The following is a 16,385-nucleotide window of genomic DNA, read 5'->3' as shown; positions in this document are numbered from 1 at the left end:
AGGAGTGAACATGATGAGTCATGAGTATGAGGTGGGAGGACTTTGTTTGAATAGGGCCCGGCATCTACTCTTTGATTGGACGCGAGTTGTGTTACGGTGACGAATCTGGAGACTGAAGAACTCTGGAGGGGTGGTGCCGGTGGGAACAGAGGTTGAGATTACTTCTTAAACAAAATGAGAAAACTTTCTAAGGTTTTTCTCTCTCACTCTAGATGAGCCAAGAGCAGACTTGACACATCAGACCCCTTCAGATACAGGAACTGTTTTAAAGAGATATTGATTGTTGCAGCTGGTCAATGGCATCCATAGCCAAATCTTCATCCTTATCGAAAACGTCTTCTAGAATTTCCGGGTGCCGCGGCGATTCGGTTATTCCGTGGAGACAGGCGAGCTCTCGTATAAAAGGCTCGGAGTCTTTCATGAGGCCAATATCAGAACCAGAGGACGCAAAGCGCATTAAGTCTGACCCCTCTGTTGCTGATTTTGGCCTATCCACTGATACTCCGTTAAGTAGGAAAACAGATAGAGACTGGTCTGCTGCACTCGAAAATTCTAAGAGCGTTGTAGTGCACCGTTTCCCGGCAGCTCTCAGAGGCTGCGCAGCGGCCTGCGCGGCGTTTGATCCCATCGGCAACAATCGGTCGACGTTTCCTCTGGCGACTGCATCCATAACTTGTGCATGAAAGTGAAGCTCTGGAAATTCGCGTGCTAAACGATAAAGGGATTCAAGCGAGCTGTCTGGAGCGAGGTAAATTAGGCGGCCAGCACGATAGCGCAATTTGGGAATTCGGCGTTTACGCTCAAACCTGGAAAGCATTCCTGCATTGGCAGTAAGAGTACGAAATTCGCCCTCATATTTTTTCCGAAGCTCCTTTGCCTGAGAGAGCAAGGACTGTATAGATACGGCTTGGGCTCTCCCCCTAAACCAAGGCTTTTTAATTAAATGACCTATTCCCTCCAGGAAACTGCGCTCAAGAACCGCATTGCTATAGTCTCGGATAGGAATTCGAATTCCTTCATTACGAAACGCTTCCTGTAGGTTTTCACGTTCCCGGGGATTTAGAAGAAGAAACCTTTTTAAGTCTCTGATCAGGTTGAGCCAATGAGTTCGTTGGGGAGGGTCTTGAAAGTCATTACGGCCACGGAGCCATTCTCTAGCTGGCACTTTAATATTTTTGGGAGAGGATTCATTATGAAGAATGAGTCCTAGATCACCGAAACGGCTCTGTAAAATACCTAACGACTGTACTACGGCGTCCGAACTACCCACGAGGATAATGTCGTCAACATAACGGAAGTATTTCACTGGAAGTTTTGCTGCAGAGTCATCAATTTCCCTCAACACCAGATTACCTAGAAGATGGCTAAACATAGGCCCGGTCAGAATGCTGTGTTCCCCAGCATTCCCTACCATGCTATATTCCTTTATAAGCTTTTCACCAAGATCCCGATAGCGCTCTGGGAGACTCCCAATATCAGACTGTCGCCGCCAAACCCGCACTGCAAGGTCTGATCGAATGGATGGGTAAAAACGCTTGATATCTGTATAAAGGACAATACCATTCGGCGTAGCATCACACGCTTTAGCCACCGCCTGTTGCCTAGCTCGAATGCCATCCATGTAGTTACGAAAAACTCCAGAGCGGCTACTTCCATGGTTCAACTCGTAGCTGAAAACGCATGAAGGGTTGCCGAAAGCATGCCCGCGGTTTGCACACTCCTTAAGCAAGGCAGCTTCAGCAAGGGCCTCGTTGGCACCAGGGAGGAAAATTGCTCGGTGCTCGATTATTCCCGTATCTGTGGTTTCCTTAAAGTGATAAGCATGAAAGTAAGAGGCAACTGTGCGTGTCAGGACAAGGTCCACAGCAACCTGTTCTGCCCATTGGTCGGTTCGAGAAGCCAAGTTTTGGAGGTAGTATCGAAGGCCCAGATAGGACAGTACATCACGCCGGCGATATTGATTTATCGCCCGGACAGAAAGGATGCCTGGCCTTAAACGTTTCATTTAGCTCGACCTAAGTCAACGGACATAACTGCAAGATGTACCCGCCGAGCGGAGGTATTCGGGTTAAGAGGAAGCCGGAAGTGAGCCGACGAAGTGCTAATTGGTTTTGGATCATCCCCGCCAAAACTCTCCCTCGCGAATTGTCTCCACTTTTCCCCTAGGAGAGCACGGAGCCAAGAGAAGGTCCCCCCGATGCTAGTTGCACGATTCATATTCGGTTCAATCCAAATCGCCATACTGTTCTTGCCTGATGCATGACGGAAGAGTTCTTCTATCTGATGCACCGAGTCCTTTCGTTTTCTTTCTTTTTCTAGGTAACCATTGAAGTTAGCTACAATGAGAAGACGCTTAGAACACTTCGAGGAAGTTATTGTTACCCTTTGTATCAGGTCGGTATTACTAAGCGAGTTCGTGACATCCCACTCCCTGAACTCTGAGTTAACAAAAATAGCCTGCGCCTCCAGCGACGGGCGAAGCTGTAATAAAATTTCTTCGGCATAAGCCCTCGCCGAACCTGACAACTCAGCACCTACTAAAACGACATCTAAAGGTTCTCTAGGCAGCACATTTTGAGAACGTAATTCCGCAATATTGGCAAGGAAGGAAAAAACAGCAGCTCCGGCACCGCACGGGGCATCCGTTAAATTCACGCTGTTTCCAGCAAGGCAAGAAATAAAGCTATTGGACACGAGAGGTAAGTCGTTATTGGGATCTAACAAAGCAAGCTGTGTTCGAGCTACGGAGCTAACAAATGCTTGGGCTAAATGCTTGTCAGTCCTTTCTTTTTCCGGACCTCCATAGGGAGGATCTTTCTGATCACGAGATTCGGCCAATTCTCTAAGGCCATGGCGGTCAATTACAGTTTGATACGCTCGTGCAAGTGCAGGTGGGAGAATTAAAGTTCCAGATGAACTGTCCCACAGCGTAGGTGGAAGTAGATTAGGATCAAGCAAGCGCACAGACATCAGGCAGCAGGGCTCCGAAGAATATGGCTCTCGACAGCCTCTAGGATTTAAACTCTTTTACACTTTGGATTGAAACAAATTAAGTGCTCCTAATTGCCGAATCACCCAGTCTCTATAAAAGAGGGTGATTTTGTTGCATCCTCCTTCTCGGCTCCGGACTTTTTTTGACTCGGTCTCCCAGATCGGAAAGTACAAAAAGAAAATTAAGATTCCCCAAGTTAGATTCTTTCAGGGAGTATACTGAATCGGTGCCAAGATCACAAGAAAGTTTTTATTGCAGAAAACTTTGCAGACCAAAATGAAAAGGCTTGAAAGAATGGGAACATACCACAAGACGAATGAAGATTCTGAAACACAATCTATCCAAAAAAGACCAACGGCGGCCATCTTGAAGTAATTCTTTAACTAAGAGTAGACTGAATTTAAGGAAGGATGATCACGTCTTTCAACTTTTACAAAGGAGGAAGATTGAACCATGCCGAGCAATAAAAAAGTCGCCAAGCAAAAACGAACGACCCACCCCAAAGGCAACCCCGCTCAGAACCCGCGGAAGCTGAAGCGGGCCGACAACGTCTACCGCAAGCGCGCCAAGCCGATGACCTCCGACCTGACGGAGCGCTTCGAGAACCGCTCCCCCACCCGCGTCCGCCAGATCCCCGAGCTCCCCGCCAAAGGACAACGGGGCGCGCCAAGGCAGTGATGCAGACAAAAAGAGCCCCGCCCAAATAAAGGGCGGGGCTCTTTGCTTCCACGAAGCGCGGATTACTTTTTCGTCGATTCGATCTCGATGCGCGTTTTGCACGCATTTCTTCTTTCCCGGAATGTTGAAAAAACCTACAGGCCTTTCCGCGGTTCGGCGTTCGGAGCGGGATCGAGCTTTTTTAAAATGGCATTGAGCAGCTGCTCGATTTCAAACGGCTTGGCCAGGAAGGGATGCCCCCCCTGATGGAGAAATTCGCGGGTCCGCGGGTTCATCGTGTCCCCCGTCAGAAAAATCACCTTCTCCGAGAAATCGGGCGACAGATGAATGATCGACGTGAAGAGATCGACCCCATCCATCCGAGGCATCTTGATGTCGGTGAGAATCAGATCGAAGGGACGGCGCTCGATCCACGCCAGCGCCTCGGGACCGTCCGGGGCGGTCGTCACATCGGCCCCCCGCTGCAACAATGCGTTCCGGATCATCTCCACGATGTGCGCTTCATCATCCACGACAAGAATCCGCTTTCCCGACAAGACCGCCCGGTCGCCCCGGGAGGGGGCTCCCGCGACCTCTTCCGCCCCTTCCCGAACGGGAACCCCGATCGGCTCGATCGGCAGCTCGACGTAAATCCGAGCGCCGCCCCCCCGCCGGCTCTCCGCAAAGAGCCGCCCGCCGTGGGCTTTGATAATCCCATACGAGACGCTCAATCCGAGGCCAGTGCCGACCCCGACCGGCTTGGTGGTGAAAAAAGGATCGAAGATCTTCGGCAAAAGCGCCTCGGGGATCCCCGGGCCGCTGTCTTTAAAAACAATCTGAATGAACCCCTCTTTTCTCCTCCCCTCGATCACCAGCGTCCGCCGGTCGGTCTTCTCCATCATCGCCTGCTGAGCGTTGTTCAAGATGTTCATGAAGACCTGCTGAATCTGGCTCTCGTCGGCGGAGACCGCAGGGAGGGAATCTTCGAAGTCGACTTTCACTTCGATGTCGTCCAATAAAAAGGGACGGGCCTTGATTTCAAGGGTTCTTTTCAGCAAGGCATACAGGTCGGTCTCCCTCGGTGAAAAGGCTTCTCTTCTGGCAAAGGCAAGGAGGTTCTCGATGATCTTCGAGCAACGCAGCGCCTCGCTCTGGATGATCTTCAGCCGTTTTTGGATCGAACCGGGCTCGGGAACGGTGAGAAGGAGCTCGGAAAAACCGATGATGCTGGTGAGCGGGTTATTCAGCTCGTGCGCGACGCCGGAGACCAGCTCTCCGATGGCCGAGAGCTTCTCCGCCTGGACGAGCTGCCCCTGCAGCCGGGTCAATTCATTTGCCGTCGCGGCCTGGCGCTCCCGCTGCCGTCGGATGACGGCGGCGGCCCGCCGGACAATCCAGAAGAGGGTGGCATAAAGAAAAAGGCCGCCGAGGAGGGCGCTCCACCAGACCCGGCGTCTCCCTTGCTCGATCTCCCGGAAAAGGGAGATCGGATTTTTGTAGACTTCCACCACCCCCGCCACCGCCTCCTTTCCGCCGTCCCAAACGGGAATATAAAATTCGGCGAAATAAGGGACCGCTTCATCGAAGACATGCTCCGGTTTCACCGGCTTGCCCGATTCCCCGCTGTGGACGGCAAGCCTCCCGGAGAGGGCTTCTTCCAGTTGCGGATTCGGATCGAACCGGTGTCCGATAAAACGGCGGTCGTTCGACCAGATGATCGTCCCATCTTTGGCATAGACATTGGTCCGGACGACCTCCGGCAGGACGGTCATTTTTTCAAAAAAGCGTTCAAGGACCTCCCTGGACCGGTCCGTTCCCCCCGACCCGAAATAGGCGGCCGTCTCCTGGTCTTCGAGAAGGGTCTGGACGAACTCCATCGTTAAGACGGCGTCGCGCTGAATCATCTTTTCGGACAAGAGGCGGGAGAGGAGAACGGCGGAGAAAACGGTGATCGCGGAGATCGACAGAAGGCTTAAAACGGAAAACCAGCGGAGAAGATTGAACGGTTTTTCTTCTTGAGGCATGGTCGAACCTAAAGGGTCATGCACTGGATAAAATCAATGTTCGCTTCATCCGGTCTCTTCGTTAAACGTAACGATGACGTGCTCGAACTGTAGCCGATTCTCTCGTGTTCGTCAACGCCGCCGGGAACAGAATTGCGCGGGTCGGAAGAGGCTTTCACGCGCGATGAAAATCAGGGGAGGGGCTCGATGGAAAAGGTCACCGACACTTCGGCGCCGGCTGACCGCGCGGGGCTGCCGTTGACACAGATGCCTTGTGCAAACATTCCTAATTCGTAACTCGCGGGGCCGACGAACTCGACATTAATCGTAAAAGGCCGCGACGGAACTTGATCGCCGGTCCTCAAGGTCACCGACTGGACCGGGCTGGTCGACTTCCGCAGATTGAATCTGGCCTCAAAATTCGCATTGCTGACCGTGCCGGAGAGGGTTCCATCGATGATTAACCGGAAGCGCCCCTCCGGAAATTGAAGATAAGGCGCGACGAGACCGGTTGTGACGACGGTGATCTGGGCGTTCCCCTCGGCGCTGCACGAAGCGGTCAGGCGCAAGGCCCCCCCGGTCACGGTGTCGGTCCTGACCTCGGAAGCCGAAACCGATTCAACATAGTCGGCCGCATAGGTGTAGCTGCTGGTGAGCGGGTCGGGAGAGTGGGTCCCGGAGTCGTTCAGCGCGACCGCGGGCGGCGTGTAGTCCCGCCCTTGCTCCGGCGGATAGATCGACGTATTTTGATCTTGAACCAAGGTACCGCCGGAATGGGTCACTTCCCCCTTGGTCGTGGCGATCCGGTTGAGCCGAACCCCCGGCCCCCGGGCGAAGGCCTCCACGGTCTGCTGCGCCAGCGGGGGACTCCCCTCGTCCGCATGGGCCGTCACCACCACCGACAAATCGGCGCAGCCGCTTCCGAAGCTGACGGTCGTGTTGAACTCTCCGCTCCCGTTCGTCCGGCCGGAAGCGGGGCTGGCGGTGGCGCAATCGGGCGACAGTTGGACAAAGATGTTCGGAGCGGGCGCGAAGCCTCCCGCTCCGTCCGGCTGCTGGAGAGTCACTCTCAGCGGGGCGCTGGTCTCGAACTCGAACTGATTCGGAAAGTCCACGTCCATCTGCATGCCGAGGCAGCGGGAGAGAAGGGTCCCTCGCACGTCGTCCGTGTCGCCGCTTGCGTCATAAAACGGCGCCCCGGTCGAATCGACCCCGTACGCGTAGTAGCAGAGAATCTGCGCGTCGGTCAGCGCCGCTTCATTCAACGGAACCGCCACCCCCCCGATCGTCGCGGTGACGGGGGTGAAGCGGGGGGCGCCGTCGGGTTCGAGGCCGTCGGCGTCGAGATCAAACCGCTCGGTGAGGACGCCCCCGGTGAAGCCGTCGCCGTTGAGATCGAACCGGCTGTAATCACGCGCCGCGGGGATGGAAGGAGGGTTAGGAATGCCGACCTGGTAGCTCTCCGCAAATTCCTGCAAGTCGAGGTGATTGAAGAGGCCGTCGTTGTTGACGTCGAGGAGCGTTTTTCGGATCTGATCGGTCTGATGCAGCGCATCGAGCGCCAGCACCGCGGCATAAGCGTCGATGAAGCCCTCATCCGTCCTGTCATCGTCCATCTCCACGTTCTTGCGGGAGGTCCCCCGAATCAACCGGAGGGTCTCTTCCACCGGCCGGCTCCGTAAGTCATCGTCGAGCAGCCAGAGGTACGAGGCGAGACCGGCGACCTGGGCGGCGGAAAAACTGGTCCCTTTCAATTCGGTTGAAACAAGGCCGGTCACCCCCTCGCCGACTGCATAGAGGTCGGCGTCGTCGTTAGAATAGGGAGAGCGTTCGACATCATTGGCGGTGAGCCCCTGCGTGGTGCTGCCGACGAGAGTGAGATTGCGGTCAGGCACCGGAGGGATGACACCGATTTCGAACGCTTGGAGGACTTGATCGATCCGTGTCTCATCAAGCGATAACTCAGGAATGCCGGAATCAGGGTTGGTCCACAAGTTGTCATCGGCAAGGATCGATGGAAGGCTCGGCAGCTGCGTCGCAATCGCAAACGGCGACGCCAGGCGCGCGTCCCGAAAACCGGCGTAGGTCTGGCCGAGGGCGCCGGCGGTCTCGTCGTTGCGTTCATTCCCTGCCGCCACGGCGAGGAAGATATCGTCGGCAACGGTCGGCTGGACGGCGAATTCGGCCCAGACAACGCCGGCGGCGACCCGGAATGCCATCTGCTCCTGCAAGTCGACCGGGACGGCATTGCGAATCGCAACGTCGGGACAGGGATTGTTTCCGTTGGATCCGCACAAGGCGATCGGATAGCCGACCGATCCGTTGACGATGACCTTCCCCTCTTCTCCTTCGATCGCAGTACGGATCACCTCCGCCGCCTGGAAGAAATCGAACCCCGAGAGGTCGATCGGGACGATCTTTAAACAGTCCGGAAAAGGATTGGCGCCGGTGGGAACCGCGCCGTCGAACTTGCCGGCCAGAACGGCGGCGACTTCATAGCCGTGGAGGTGGACGGCGTCGGGATCGCGCGGCTGAAGCGGGGTCGCGTTGAAATTCTCGGAAGCCCCCGGGACCTGATCCCGAAATCCGCTGAAAGGCTCTCCGACGTAAAGGTCGGGAACCAATACCGTGACCTTGCGCAGGCCGCAATCGGCCTCGGCGCGCGCGCGGAGATTCCAGGCCGCGGGAAAGCCGGCCGGCCAGAGATGATCGAGGGAATCGGCGGCGACCGTCGTTCCATTTTCGGAGGGCAATGCTTTCCCCTCCGGCTGACGGCCGGGGACCGAAAGAAGGATGCCGGGCTGATTGCGCAAAAGGACCGCCAGGCGCTTCACCGCCGCGCCGCTCGACTGCCGCGGAACGATGAGGGTAAGGAAGGGAGAATTCGTCCGGGAATATGCGATGGCGGTGGCGCCGAGTTTTTGCGCCGCGGCGTTGAAGTCGGCCACCGTGGCATTGCGGTTAAGCACGACGCTGACGCGGGAAAGAAGCAGGCCGGCGTCGACCTCCTCCAGCGGGGCGCGCACGGGGGAGACGTTGGGGAGTTGGGGTAAAACCAGGGTCGCGGGGTCGCCGGCCAGTTGAATCGCCGGCGGGTCGGTGCCATCGGGCGGGTCCACGGGGACGCCGGGCGCCCCTGCGCCCCCGCCTCCCCCTCCTCCGTTGCCGCAGGCGGAGAGGAAGAAAGTCAAACCGATAAACAGGACAAAGACAACCGAAAGAAAACGCTTATACCGGGAGAGAACGATCGGTTGCACCTGCATGCAGCCTTCCATGCCCTCCCCCTGATTTCTACTCATACTTACTTAAAACCGAAGGCAGTTTTTTCTGTCGATCCGAACCGGCGCTGCCCCCACAACCCGGCGGTTTGAGAGAGGCACTTGAAGGGGAAAACCCAGGTAAAAAAACTTACCTGAGCCGCCCCAATGCGGCTCTGACTCAACGGGAATGAATGTTAGGATAACTAAATTACGAAGCCGATAGCAAGAAAATATTGAGGAATGGGCCGGCTTCATTCGTCTTGAAATCGCCTTTTTTCTCGAGAGAGAAGCGTTCGATTAAAACAGTCTCCCCCCTTTGAACAATCCGCGAACTATACCGGAACGGTACCAGCATTACAAGGGTAATTTTTCAACATCGAAGAATCGGAGCCGCACACCCGCGACGCATGCGTCGCCCCCGCAGAAGATCTCACCCCGATTGATTTGAGCGGAGAGGAACGGTATGATCAAAGAAAGAAGATCCACGCGGAGCTCAGCGGCTTTCAATCCCGGAATGGAGTCCTTCATGCAAAACACCGAATATGTGAGCCCGGAATTCGCCCGGCAGCTGATTCTCGATGAGCTGTTCGATTTGTCGCTCTACAAAAGGTTCCGGGAGATCTCCGGGCCCGAATTGCATCCGACGCTCGACGAGCTGATCAAGGTCGAGAGCGGACACCTCGGCTTCTGGCAGGAGCTCTTCAAAGTCGAGATTTCGGAGCTCAACTTCGCGCGGCGGCTCAAGCTGGAGATGATCGTCCTCGTCTGCCGTCTCTTCGGGGCGCCTGCCATCGACCTGATCCTGGAGGCGATCGAGGTCTACGGCATCCGCAAATACCTGACCCTCTGGAAACAGAACAAGGACAACCCGATGGGAAAGGCGGTCCAGGGGATCTTGAAAGACGAATTCGAGCATGAAGATGTGATCGTCGGCCGGCTGAAAGACCGCATCATCAACCCCGACCGGATCCGGAACATCTTTCTCGGATTGAACGACGGAATGGTCGAGATCCTCGGCGCGGTGGCCGGCTTTTTTGCGAGCTTCGGTCAGAACGCCTTGGTCCTGCTGGCGGGACTGACGACCGCCGTCGCGGGATCGCTCTCGATGGCCGCCGGCGCCTATGTCGCGGTCAGCTCCGAAAACGAGGTGCGGCGGACCCAGGAAGAGAAGGCGCGTTTTTTGGAAGGAGGGACCGGCGAGGAACCCCGGACGGAGCCGGCGATTCGGTCGGCCGCGATCGTCGGCGTCAGCTACTTTATCGGCGCGTCGTTCCCATTGCTTCCGGTGATCTTCGGCGCCCACACGGCGCTCTGGTCGATTCTCACCGCGGGAACCATCATCATTCTCGTCTCGATGGCCCTGGCTTTCCTCTCCGGGATGGATGTGAAACGGCGGGCGCTGACGAATCTGGTGATCATCACCGTCGCCGCCGGGGCCACCTACCTGATCGGAATGCTGGTTCGGAATCTGTTGGGAATCGAGATCTAACCCTCAAACCCAACTCTCTCCGTCTAAAAATCGACCTGCATCAGCAGCGCCACCGTGTCCCGCGTGACGTCGGATCGCGCCGCGCCGATCTCGCTGAACGATTCCACGGGGCTGCCGACCGGCCGAAGGTTGGAGGCCGTCAGGCGGCTGACCTCGGCGACCCACCGGACATTCCAAAAGGGATACCAGGCGAGGCTTGCGACGACCTGCCGCGCGTCGGCGTCGATATCGCTTCGATCATGGAAGTCATAGCGGAGCGTCCCCCAGAGGTTTCCGCGAAAGGGATAGATCAGCTCCAACGTTCCGCTGAAGACTTCGAGATCTCTCCCGCCGTGGGCGTCTCCCCCCTCCCGATACCAGAACACGCCGGGAACGATGTTGAACGCATTCAGGACATAGAGGTTCAGGCTCGCGCCGTACCCGAGGGCGGACGCATCGGTCCCAAGGTTCGCGTCCCCCACCCGATCGCTGTTCACGATCAAACTGACCGCCTGGTGGCGGATCGTCTGGCTGACCCAGGCGTAAGCGGCGCCGATCCGCTGCTCGTTATCATTTTTGGAATTGTATTCGGGGTTGAAGTTCCGGAGCCCCGCGGCGTACCGGAGGCCGATCGGATGAAAACCGTTTAGCTCCGTTCCGACCGACCAGGAGCGAAGGGAGGCCCCCAACGCCGGCTGGATTTGTACGAGGTAGTCGGCGCGGGTCAGCCGACGGGCGCTGGAGAGAAAATAGTTGTCGATATGGTCTTTCCCGATCCGAAGATTCAACAGCGAGTCGGGAAGAAGGTCGTTGACCTGCACGACGAAGACCTCGGTCTTAAGGTCGGTGGCATCGGGATCGTCCGTACCGGTCGTCTCTCCTTCCAGACCCGGAATTGTTCCCCGGAGAATTCCCAAAAAAGAGATCCGCGGGGCGAGGGTCCCCCCGGCCAACAGTTGCCAGTCGTCGAGTCCGAATCGGCTCCGTTTTACATCGCTCAGATCGGGGCCGCCGACGATTTCGGTCACCTCCGGGTCCCAACGGTCGCTCTCTGTGAGTGCGGAGAGATCGATCCGCCCCGAAAGGGGAACCGGCTGCTCCCAAAGAAACTTCCCGGGATTGTTGCTGATCGGCGGCATCCGGTAGCCCCCCTGCTTGAAGACGAAGCCGAAGGCATTCAGCTTCGGAAACCCGGTATGGCACATCACGCAAGGCGCGTTGACCGTCCGGGCGAAAGCCGGAATGGCGTCGGCCCTATTGGGGAAAACCGCGCTGAATAACCCAACCGCCAGAACCGCAATCCAGACCGACCGCCGGAGTCTCTTCATTAAAACAGGATCCCTCATCCCTCTCCCCTCCTACCCATAAGGACGGAGAAGTATACTGAGATCGGCCCCCGCTTTACAACGTGATTTGCGCCTAAGCATCAATCCCGTATCGTCCGCCCGGATCCTCGGGCCGGATCGTCGGCATGAATTCGCTTTTGCGCATCCGATCGATGCCGACCCCCTTTCCCCTGTCGCCGCAAATGTCCTATCATGAAAAGAGAGCCGATTTCGATCGTATTTTTTAAACGGAGGAGCGGAACCGATGGGGAGATTGGGCCAACAGCTTGTCCGGGACGACCGAAAGGCATTGATTGAAGCGCTGACCCGGGCGTATGCCGATGAATGGTATGCGCACTATAACTATTTTTTCGTTTCCAAGACGATCAGCGGCCCCGATTCTCCGGCGGTGAGCCAGATTCTGCGACGAAAGTCGGATCGGGCCTTGATTCACGCCGAACGGCTGGCGGAGCGGATCATCGCATTGGGAGGAGCGCCGGTGCCGAAACTGACCGATCTTTCGAAGGATGCGACCGATAAGCCGTTTAAACTGCCGGAAAATGTGCGCGATATCGATGGCGCCCTGAAGGCGGTCCTCGATGCGGAGCGGACGAGCATCCGGACCTATCGGGCGTTATCCGAAAAGATCAGAGAGAAAGATTCGGTGACACAGGCGTTGGCTGTGGAGTTATTTCGAGAAGCGGTCGAAGGAGAAGAGGAGATCGAACGGCTTCTCGGAGAGCCTGCGCCGGAAATGGATGGGAGATAAAAACCGGACGGCCCTACTCTTTCCGCCGGTCGATGACATACCGACTGACGGCCGATTGCTTTGCATATTTCTTCAGCTCCGCGGCCACCGCGGAGATCATTCCATAATGCCGTAATTTTGGATTCATGGTGGGAACCACGGCGATGGCGATCCCCAAGAGAGGAACGTGTTGCGTCTCCCCTCTTCGGTCTTTGGCGACGTAATAGCCGTCGGCTTTCTCCTGCTCCACGAACAAATCCGAGACGATGATGTTGAAGTTGCGGATGATCGTTTCGCAAACCGCCTCCGCCCGATCGAACGGAACGATGAAAACAAAGTCGTCGCCGCCGACGTGCCCCGAGAATCCTCCTTCCCCCGACTCCTTGACCGCATTCGACATGATCCGGGCCAACATCCGAAGCACCTCGTCGCCCCGGGCGAATCCGAACGTGTCGTTGTACGGCTTGAAATGATTGACATCGATATAACAGACCGCCATCGGCTTTCCTAACGTCTTTTCAATCGCTTTCTGAATGGAGGTGTTGCCGGGAAGCTTGGTCAGGGGATTATGATCGAAGACCCGTTGAATCCGCTGAAGCGAGAGATCAACGCGGTTGAAGAGCTCGGGATATCGCACCGGAACCAAGAGAAAGTCGTCAAGTGGATACGCGGCCCAATCAAAGAGCTCCTCCATCGACTCCTGGATTAATCCGATGATCGGAATGACGCTGAAGTGACCCTCCCCTTTCAAGTCTCGGATGACCGTTTGAATCTCCGGATCCGGCGCGGTGAGATCGACGATTAAAAGATCGGGCGGGTCCGAATAGATGAAGCCGAGAAGATCGGTGAGATGCGTGAGGGTCACGACCTGATGTCCCTTGCTTCGCAAGCGAAGCTCCATGAGGTCGGCGATGTTCTTGTCCGGAGAAAAGAGGGCGATTCTAAGCTGGGGCGTCATGGGTCGCCTGTATCTCGAGGCTTAAGTTTTTGACGTCGATCAGTTTATCCTCGATCTCGTCGATGATCCCTTCCAGTTGCGTTTCGGTGAGACCCGTTTTTTTCCATGCGGCGGGTTGAATCAGGGGGACGACATTGTCCCCGCTGAAGCCGAATCCGCCGGCTTTCACCAGAACGTCGGCGAGATGGACGATCGCGGTATTGAGGGGATGTCGGGTCGCTTTCTCCACATCATGATGATACGCGATCGGCTCGATTAATTTTTCGGGAAGATACCAGCTCTTCGCCAGCCAGCCGCCGATCTCGGCATGGTCGGCGCCGAGCAGCTCCCGTTCCGCCTCAAACATCGAGATTTCTTTGTCCTGCACGAGCGATTCAAAGCGCTTGTAATCTTCCTCGAACTTGATTTTGACGATCACCTTTCCGATATCATGCAGCAACGCGGCGGTGGAGATCTCTTCCGCCTCCGGCGCGCCGATCCGTTTGGCGATCACGCTCGCCGCCACCGCCGTCCCGAGAGAATGCTCCCAGAGCCCGACGACGTTTTTTTCCATCATCTCGAAGATGGACGCGCTCAACGACAATCCCTTGACGACGTTTACGCCAAGGAGGATCAAGGCGTTTGAAACGGTCGAGACCCGGCCGGGAAAACCGTAAAATGGAGAATTGACCAGTTTTAACACTTTCGCCGAGAGGATCTGATCGGAGGAGACCAGCCGTGCGATTTCCTGGATGGACGTTTTGTCGTTCTCCACCAATGCGCTCATTTTTGTGATGATTCCCGGAAGGGTCGGCAAAGATCGCGTCTCTTTGATGAGACGCCGGATCTCTTCTCGTCTTTCATTCATCCTATCCCTCCATCGATCGGATCAATCGTCTCTTGTAGATTTCTTTGATTCTCATCATCAGGGAATCTCCTTCAAGCCGCCTGAACTTTTCGTCCAATTTCACCAGCATCTCCTCCAACGTGCTTTCTCCTTCCACCGCGACCGGATGACCTTCCACCGTCACCGATTGAACGCCCATCTGCGCCAACCGCTCGATCAGCAAATCGGTCAAGGGAATCCCCTTCCCGCAAACCGGCGCCCCGTTGGGACTATTCGGATTGGTGACGCTTCTGGCGAGAACCATCCCCGGTTTGGCAGACGACAGGGGAATACTCTGCATGATGATCTCCCATCAAATGTAATGTTCGATTTACTTTGGCGGACCCGGACGTCTTCTAAGGTGATCGGCAATCATGGCTAAGTATATCAAGGAAGTGAATTTCCGGAGGAACGATCGATCGTAATTTTTAAATAAAGGAGAGAAAATTTTCATATCAAAATTCAAAGGCCGCGTTCACCTTTTCGATGAGCGCGGCCTTTGAATTCATCCTGCAGCGTCCGACTATTCCACCCTGTCAATCGGCACTGGGGTTTCTCAATTCCACATTCTTTACGCTTCTTTTACGGCCTGGAGGATTTTCTGATACGCCTCCCCGATCTTCTCGGGAGTAATATCATTTTTTTGAGTTTCAAAAACGGTGAAAAGAGAATCCTGTAATTTCTCGATGAACTTCAGCGTGAGTTCCATCGCAATTTCTTCATCACTCGGCTTTTCAGCAACCATCGCTCGCTCCAGGGTTTAATCAAGATCCACAACCATCTTAGACAAGAAGGCCGACCAAGTGCAAGGAAAAGCATTAGAGAAAGAGAAAATTAAATAATGAATTTGAATCGGATCTCCATACGTCGATAGGACTCCGATGATTCGCGCAATTTCTTCCCAAACACCAGACAAAAAAAGCCCCGCTCACCTTTCGATGAGCGGGGCTTAATTTAATCCGGCAGCGTCCTACTTTCCCACACCCTCGCGGGTGCAGTATCATCGGCCCTGGAGGGCTTAACTTCCGTGTTCGGGATGGGAACGGGTGTGACCCCTCCGGTATTGCCACCGAAAACCGACCGGCTGTCGAAAACCGACAGCCGGCTTAAACTGAATATGGGCCTTCAGTAGTGCATAAATTCATCTAACAAGCGCGCAAAGGACCGAATCTATCAGAAGCAAATAATGGTGGTCAAGCCGCACGGTCTATTAGTACGAGTTAGCTCAAAGCCTCACAGCTCTTTCACACCTCGCCTATCTACCCTGTCGTCTACAGGGGACCTTCAGTGCCTTACGGCAGGGAAATCTAATCTTGGGGTAGGTTTCCCGCTTAGATGCTTTCAGCGGTTATCCTTTCCGGACATAGCTACCCGGCGCTGCCCCTGGCGGGACAACCGGCACACTAGAGGTCCGTTCAACCCGGTCCTCTCGTACTAGGGTCAACTCCCCTCAAATTTCCTCCGCCCACAACAGATAGGGACCAAACTGTCTCACGACGTTTTGAACCCAACTCTCGTACCGCTTTAACGGGCGAACAGCCCGACCCTTGGGACCTACTTCGGCCCCAGGATGCGATGAGTCGACATCGAGGTGCCAAACCGCGTCGTCGATGTGAACTCTTGGACGCGATAAGCCTGTTATCCCCGGAGTACCTTTTATCCGTTGAGCGATGGCCCTTCCACGAAGAACCACCGGATCACTAAGCCCTACTTTCGTACCTGCTCGACTTGTTGGTCTCGCAGTCAAGCTCCCTTCTGCCTTTACACTCGATGGCTGATTTCCGACCAGCCTGAGGGAACCTTTGGGCGCCTCCGTTACCATTTAGGAGGCGACCGCCCCAGTCAAACTACCCACCAGACATTGTCCCCGATCCCGATAAGGGATCCAGGTTAGAACGTCGGAAGGATAAGGGTGGTATTTCAAGGTTGGCTCCACGAAAGCTAGCGCCTCCGCTTCAAAGCCTCCCACCTATCCTACACATACCCACCCAACATCCAGTGTCAAGTTGTAGTAAAGGTTCACAGGGTCTTTCCGTCTAGTTGCGGGCACCCGGCTTCTTCACCGGAACAACAATTTCGCTGAGTTGCTCCCCGAGACAGCGCTCCAGT

The 16,385-nt window shown here is 55.7% G+C and carries 12 protein-coding genes and 2 rRNA genes (1 of these 14 cut by a window edge); 3 read left to right on the top strand and 11 right to left on the bottom strand.

Translation table 11 applies throughout. The features are described from left to right. Window positions 1-265 precede the first annotated feature (265 nt). Together MCM46_18095 and MCM46_18090 are read right to left on the bottom strand one after the other, a co-directional pair. The gene (locus MCM46_18095) at window positions 266-2,005 is read right to left on the bottom strand and encodes an RNA-directed DNA polymerase (GenBank protein ID MCG3113719.1); all 1,740 of its coding nucleotides are present in this window, start codon (window positions 2,003-2,005) and stop codon (window positions 266-268) included. Next, window positions 2,002-2,970, bottom strand: a complete 969-nt coding sequence (locus MCM46_18090) for a hypothetical protein (GenBank protein MCG3113718.1) — start codon at window positions 2,968-2,970, stop codon at window positions 2,002-2,004. The genes MCM46_18095 and MCM46_18090 overlap by 4 nt, the downstream gene beginning before the upstream one ends. A gap of 475 nt (window positions 2,971-3,445) precedes the next feature. Here MCM46_18090 and MCM46_18085 point away from each other — a divergent pair, with 475 nt between their 5' ends. After that, entirely contained in the window at window positions 3,446-3,670 is a 225-nt protein-coding gene (locus tag MCM46_18085; protein MCG3113717.1) for a hypothetical protein, read from the top strand. Window positions 3,671-3,804: 134 nt separating this feature from the next. On the opposite strand, the gene MCM46_18080 is transcribed toward MCM46_18085, so the two are convergent. Together MCM46_18080 and MCM46_18075 are read right to left on the bottom strand one after the other, a co-directional pair. Further along, on the bottom strand, window positions 3,805-5,673 hold the full coding sequence (locus tag MCM46_18080; GenBank protein ID MCG3113716.1) for a response regulator: 1,869 nt from the start codon (window positions 5,671-5,673) through the stop codon (window positions 3,805-3,807). A gap of 170 nt (window positions 5,674-5,843) precedes the next feature. Further along, on the bottom strand, window positions 5,844-8,915 hold the full coding sequence (locus tag MCM46_18075) for a hypothetical protein (GenBank protein ID MCG3113715.1): 3,072 nt from the start codon (window positions 8,913-8,915) through the stop codon (window positions 5,844-5,846). Between the two features lie 523 nt (window positions 8,916-9,438). On the opposite strand from MCM46_18075, the gene MCM46_18070 reads away from it, so the two are divergent. Then, window positions 9,439-10,401 carry a VIT1/CCC1 transporter family protein gene (locus tag MCM46_18070; protein MCG3113714.1) on the top strand — a complete coding sequence of 321 codons (963 nt, stop codon included), beginning with the start codon at window positions 9,439-9,441 and terminating at the stop codon, window positions 10,399-10,401. Window positions 10,402-10,424: 23 nt separating this feature from the next. Here MCM46_18070 and MCM46_18065 read toward each other — a convergent pair whose 3' ends face one another. Further along, window positions 10,425-11,726: a hypothetical protein gene (locus tag MCM46_18065; GenBank protein ID MCG3113713.1), complete on the bottom strand. Its 1,302-nt coding sequence runs from the start codon at window positions 11,724-11,726 to the stop codon at window positions 10,425-10,427. 244 nt (window positions 11,727-11,970) lie between these two features. On the opposite strand from MCM46_18065, the gene MCM46_18060 reads away from it, so the two are divergent. Further along, window positions 11,971-12,474: a hypothetical protein gene (locus MCM46_18060; protein ID MCG3113712.1), complete on the top strand. Its 504-nt coding sequence runs from the start codon at window positions 11,971-11,973 to the stop codon at window positions 12,472-12,474. Window positions 12,475-12,487: 13 nt separating this feature from the next. Here the strand turns inward: MCM46_18060 and MCM46_18055 are convergent, their stop codons facing one another. The 6 genes from MCM46_18055 to MCM46_18030 form a co-directional block, all read right to left on the bottom strand. Next, on the bottom strand, window positions 12,488-13,411 hold the full coding sequence (locus tag MCM46_18055; protein ID MCG3113711.1) for a diguanylate cyclase: 924 nt from the start codon (window positions 13,409-13,411) through the stop codon (window positions 12,488-12,490). Continuing rightward, window positions 13,395-14,258, bottom strand: a complete 864-nt coding sequence (locus MCM46_18050; GenBank protein ID MCG3113710.1) for an HDOD domain-containing protein — start codon at window positions 14,256-14,258, stop codon at window positions 13,395-13,397. The genes MCM46_18055 and MCM46_18050 overlap by 17 nt, the downstream gene beginning before the upstream one ends. 1 nt (window position 14,259) lies before the next feature. Next, complete coding sequence (locus tag MCM46_18045; protein ID MCG3113709.1) at window positions 14,260-14,577, bottom strand: hypothetical protein; 318 nt, start codon at window positions 14,575-14,577, stop codon at window positions 14,260-14,262. A gap of 270 nt (window positions 14,578-14,847) precedes the next feature. Then, window positions 14,848-15,021, bottom strand: a complete 174-nt coding sequence (locus MCM46_18040; protein ID MCG3113708.1) for a hypothetical protein — start codon at window positions 15,019-15,021, stop codon at window positions 14,848-14,850. A 212-nt stretch (window positions 15,022-15,233) separates the two neighbouring features. After that, window positions 15,234-15,350: ribosomal RNA gene (gene rrf / locus MCM46_18035) — 5S ribosomal RNA — on the bottom strand. A 115-nt stretch (window positions 15,351-15,465) separates the two neighbouring features. After that, window positions 15,466-16,385 (bottom strand): 23S ribosomal RNA (locus tag MCM46_18030) (it continues 2,089 nt past the right edge of the window).

This window comes from Candidatus Manganitrophus morganii (assembly GCA_021651055.1).
GTDB classification, from domain to species: Bacteria; Nitrospirota; Nitrospiria; order SBBL01; family Manganitrophaceae; genus Manganitrophus; species Manganitrophus morganii.
This window is presented reverse-complemented; position numbering and strand designations above follow the sequence as displayed.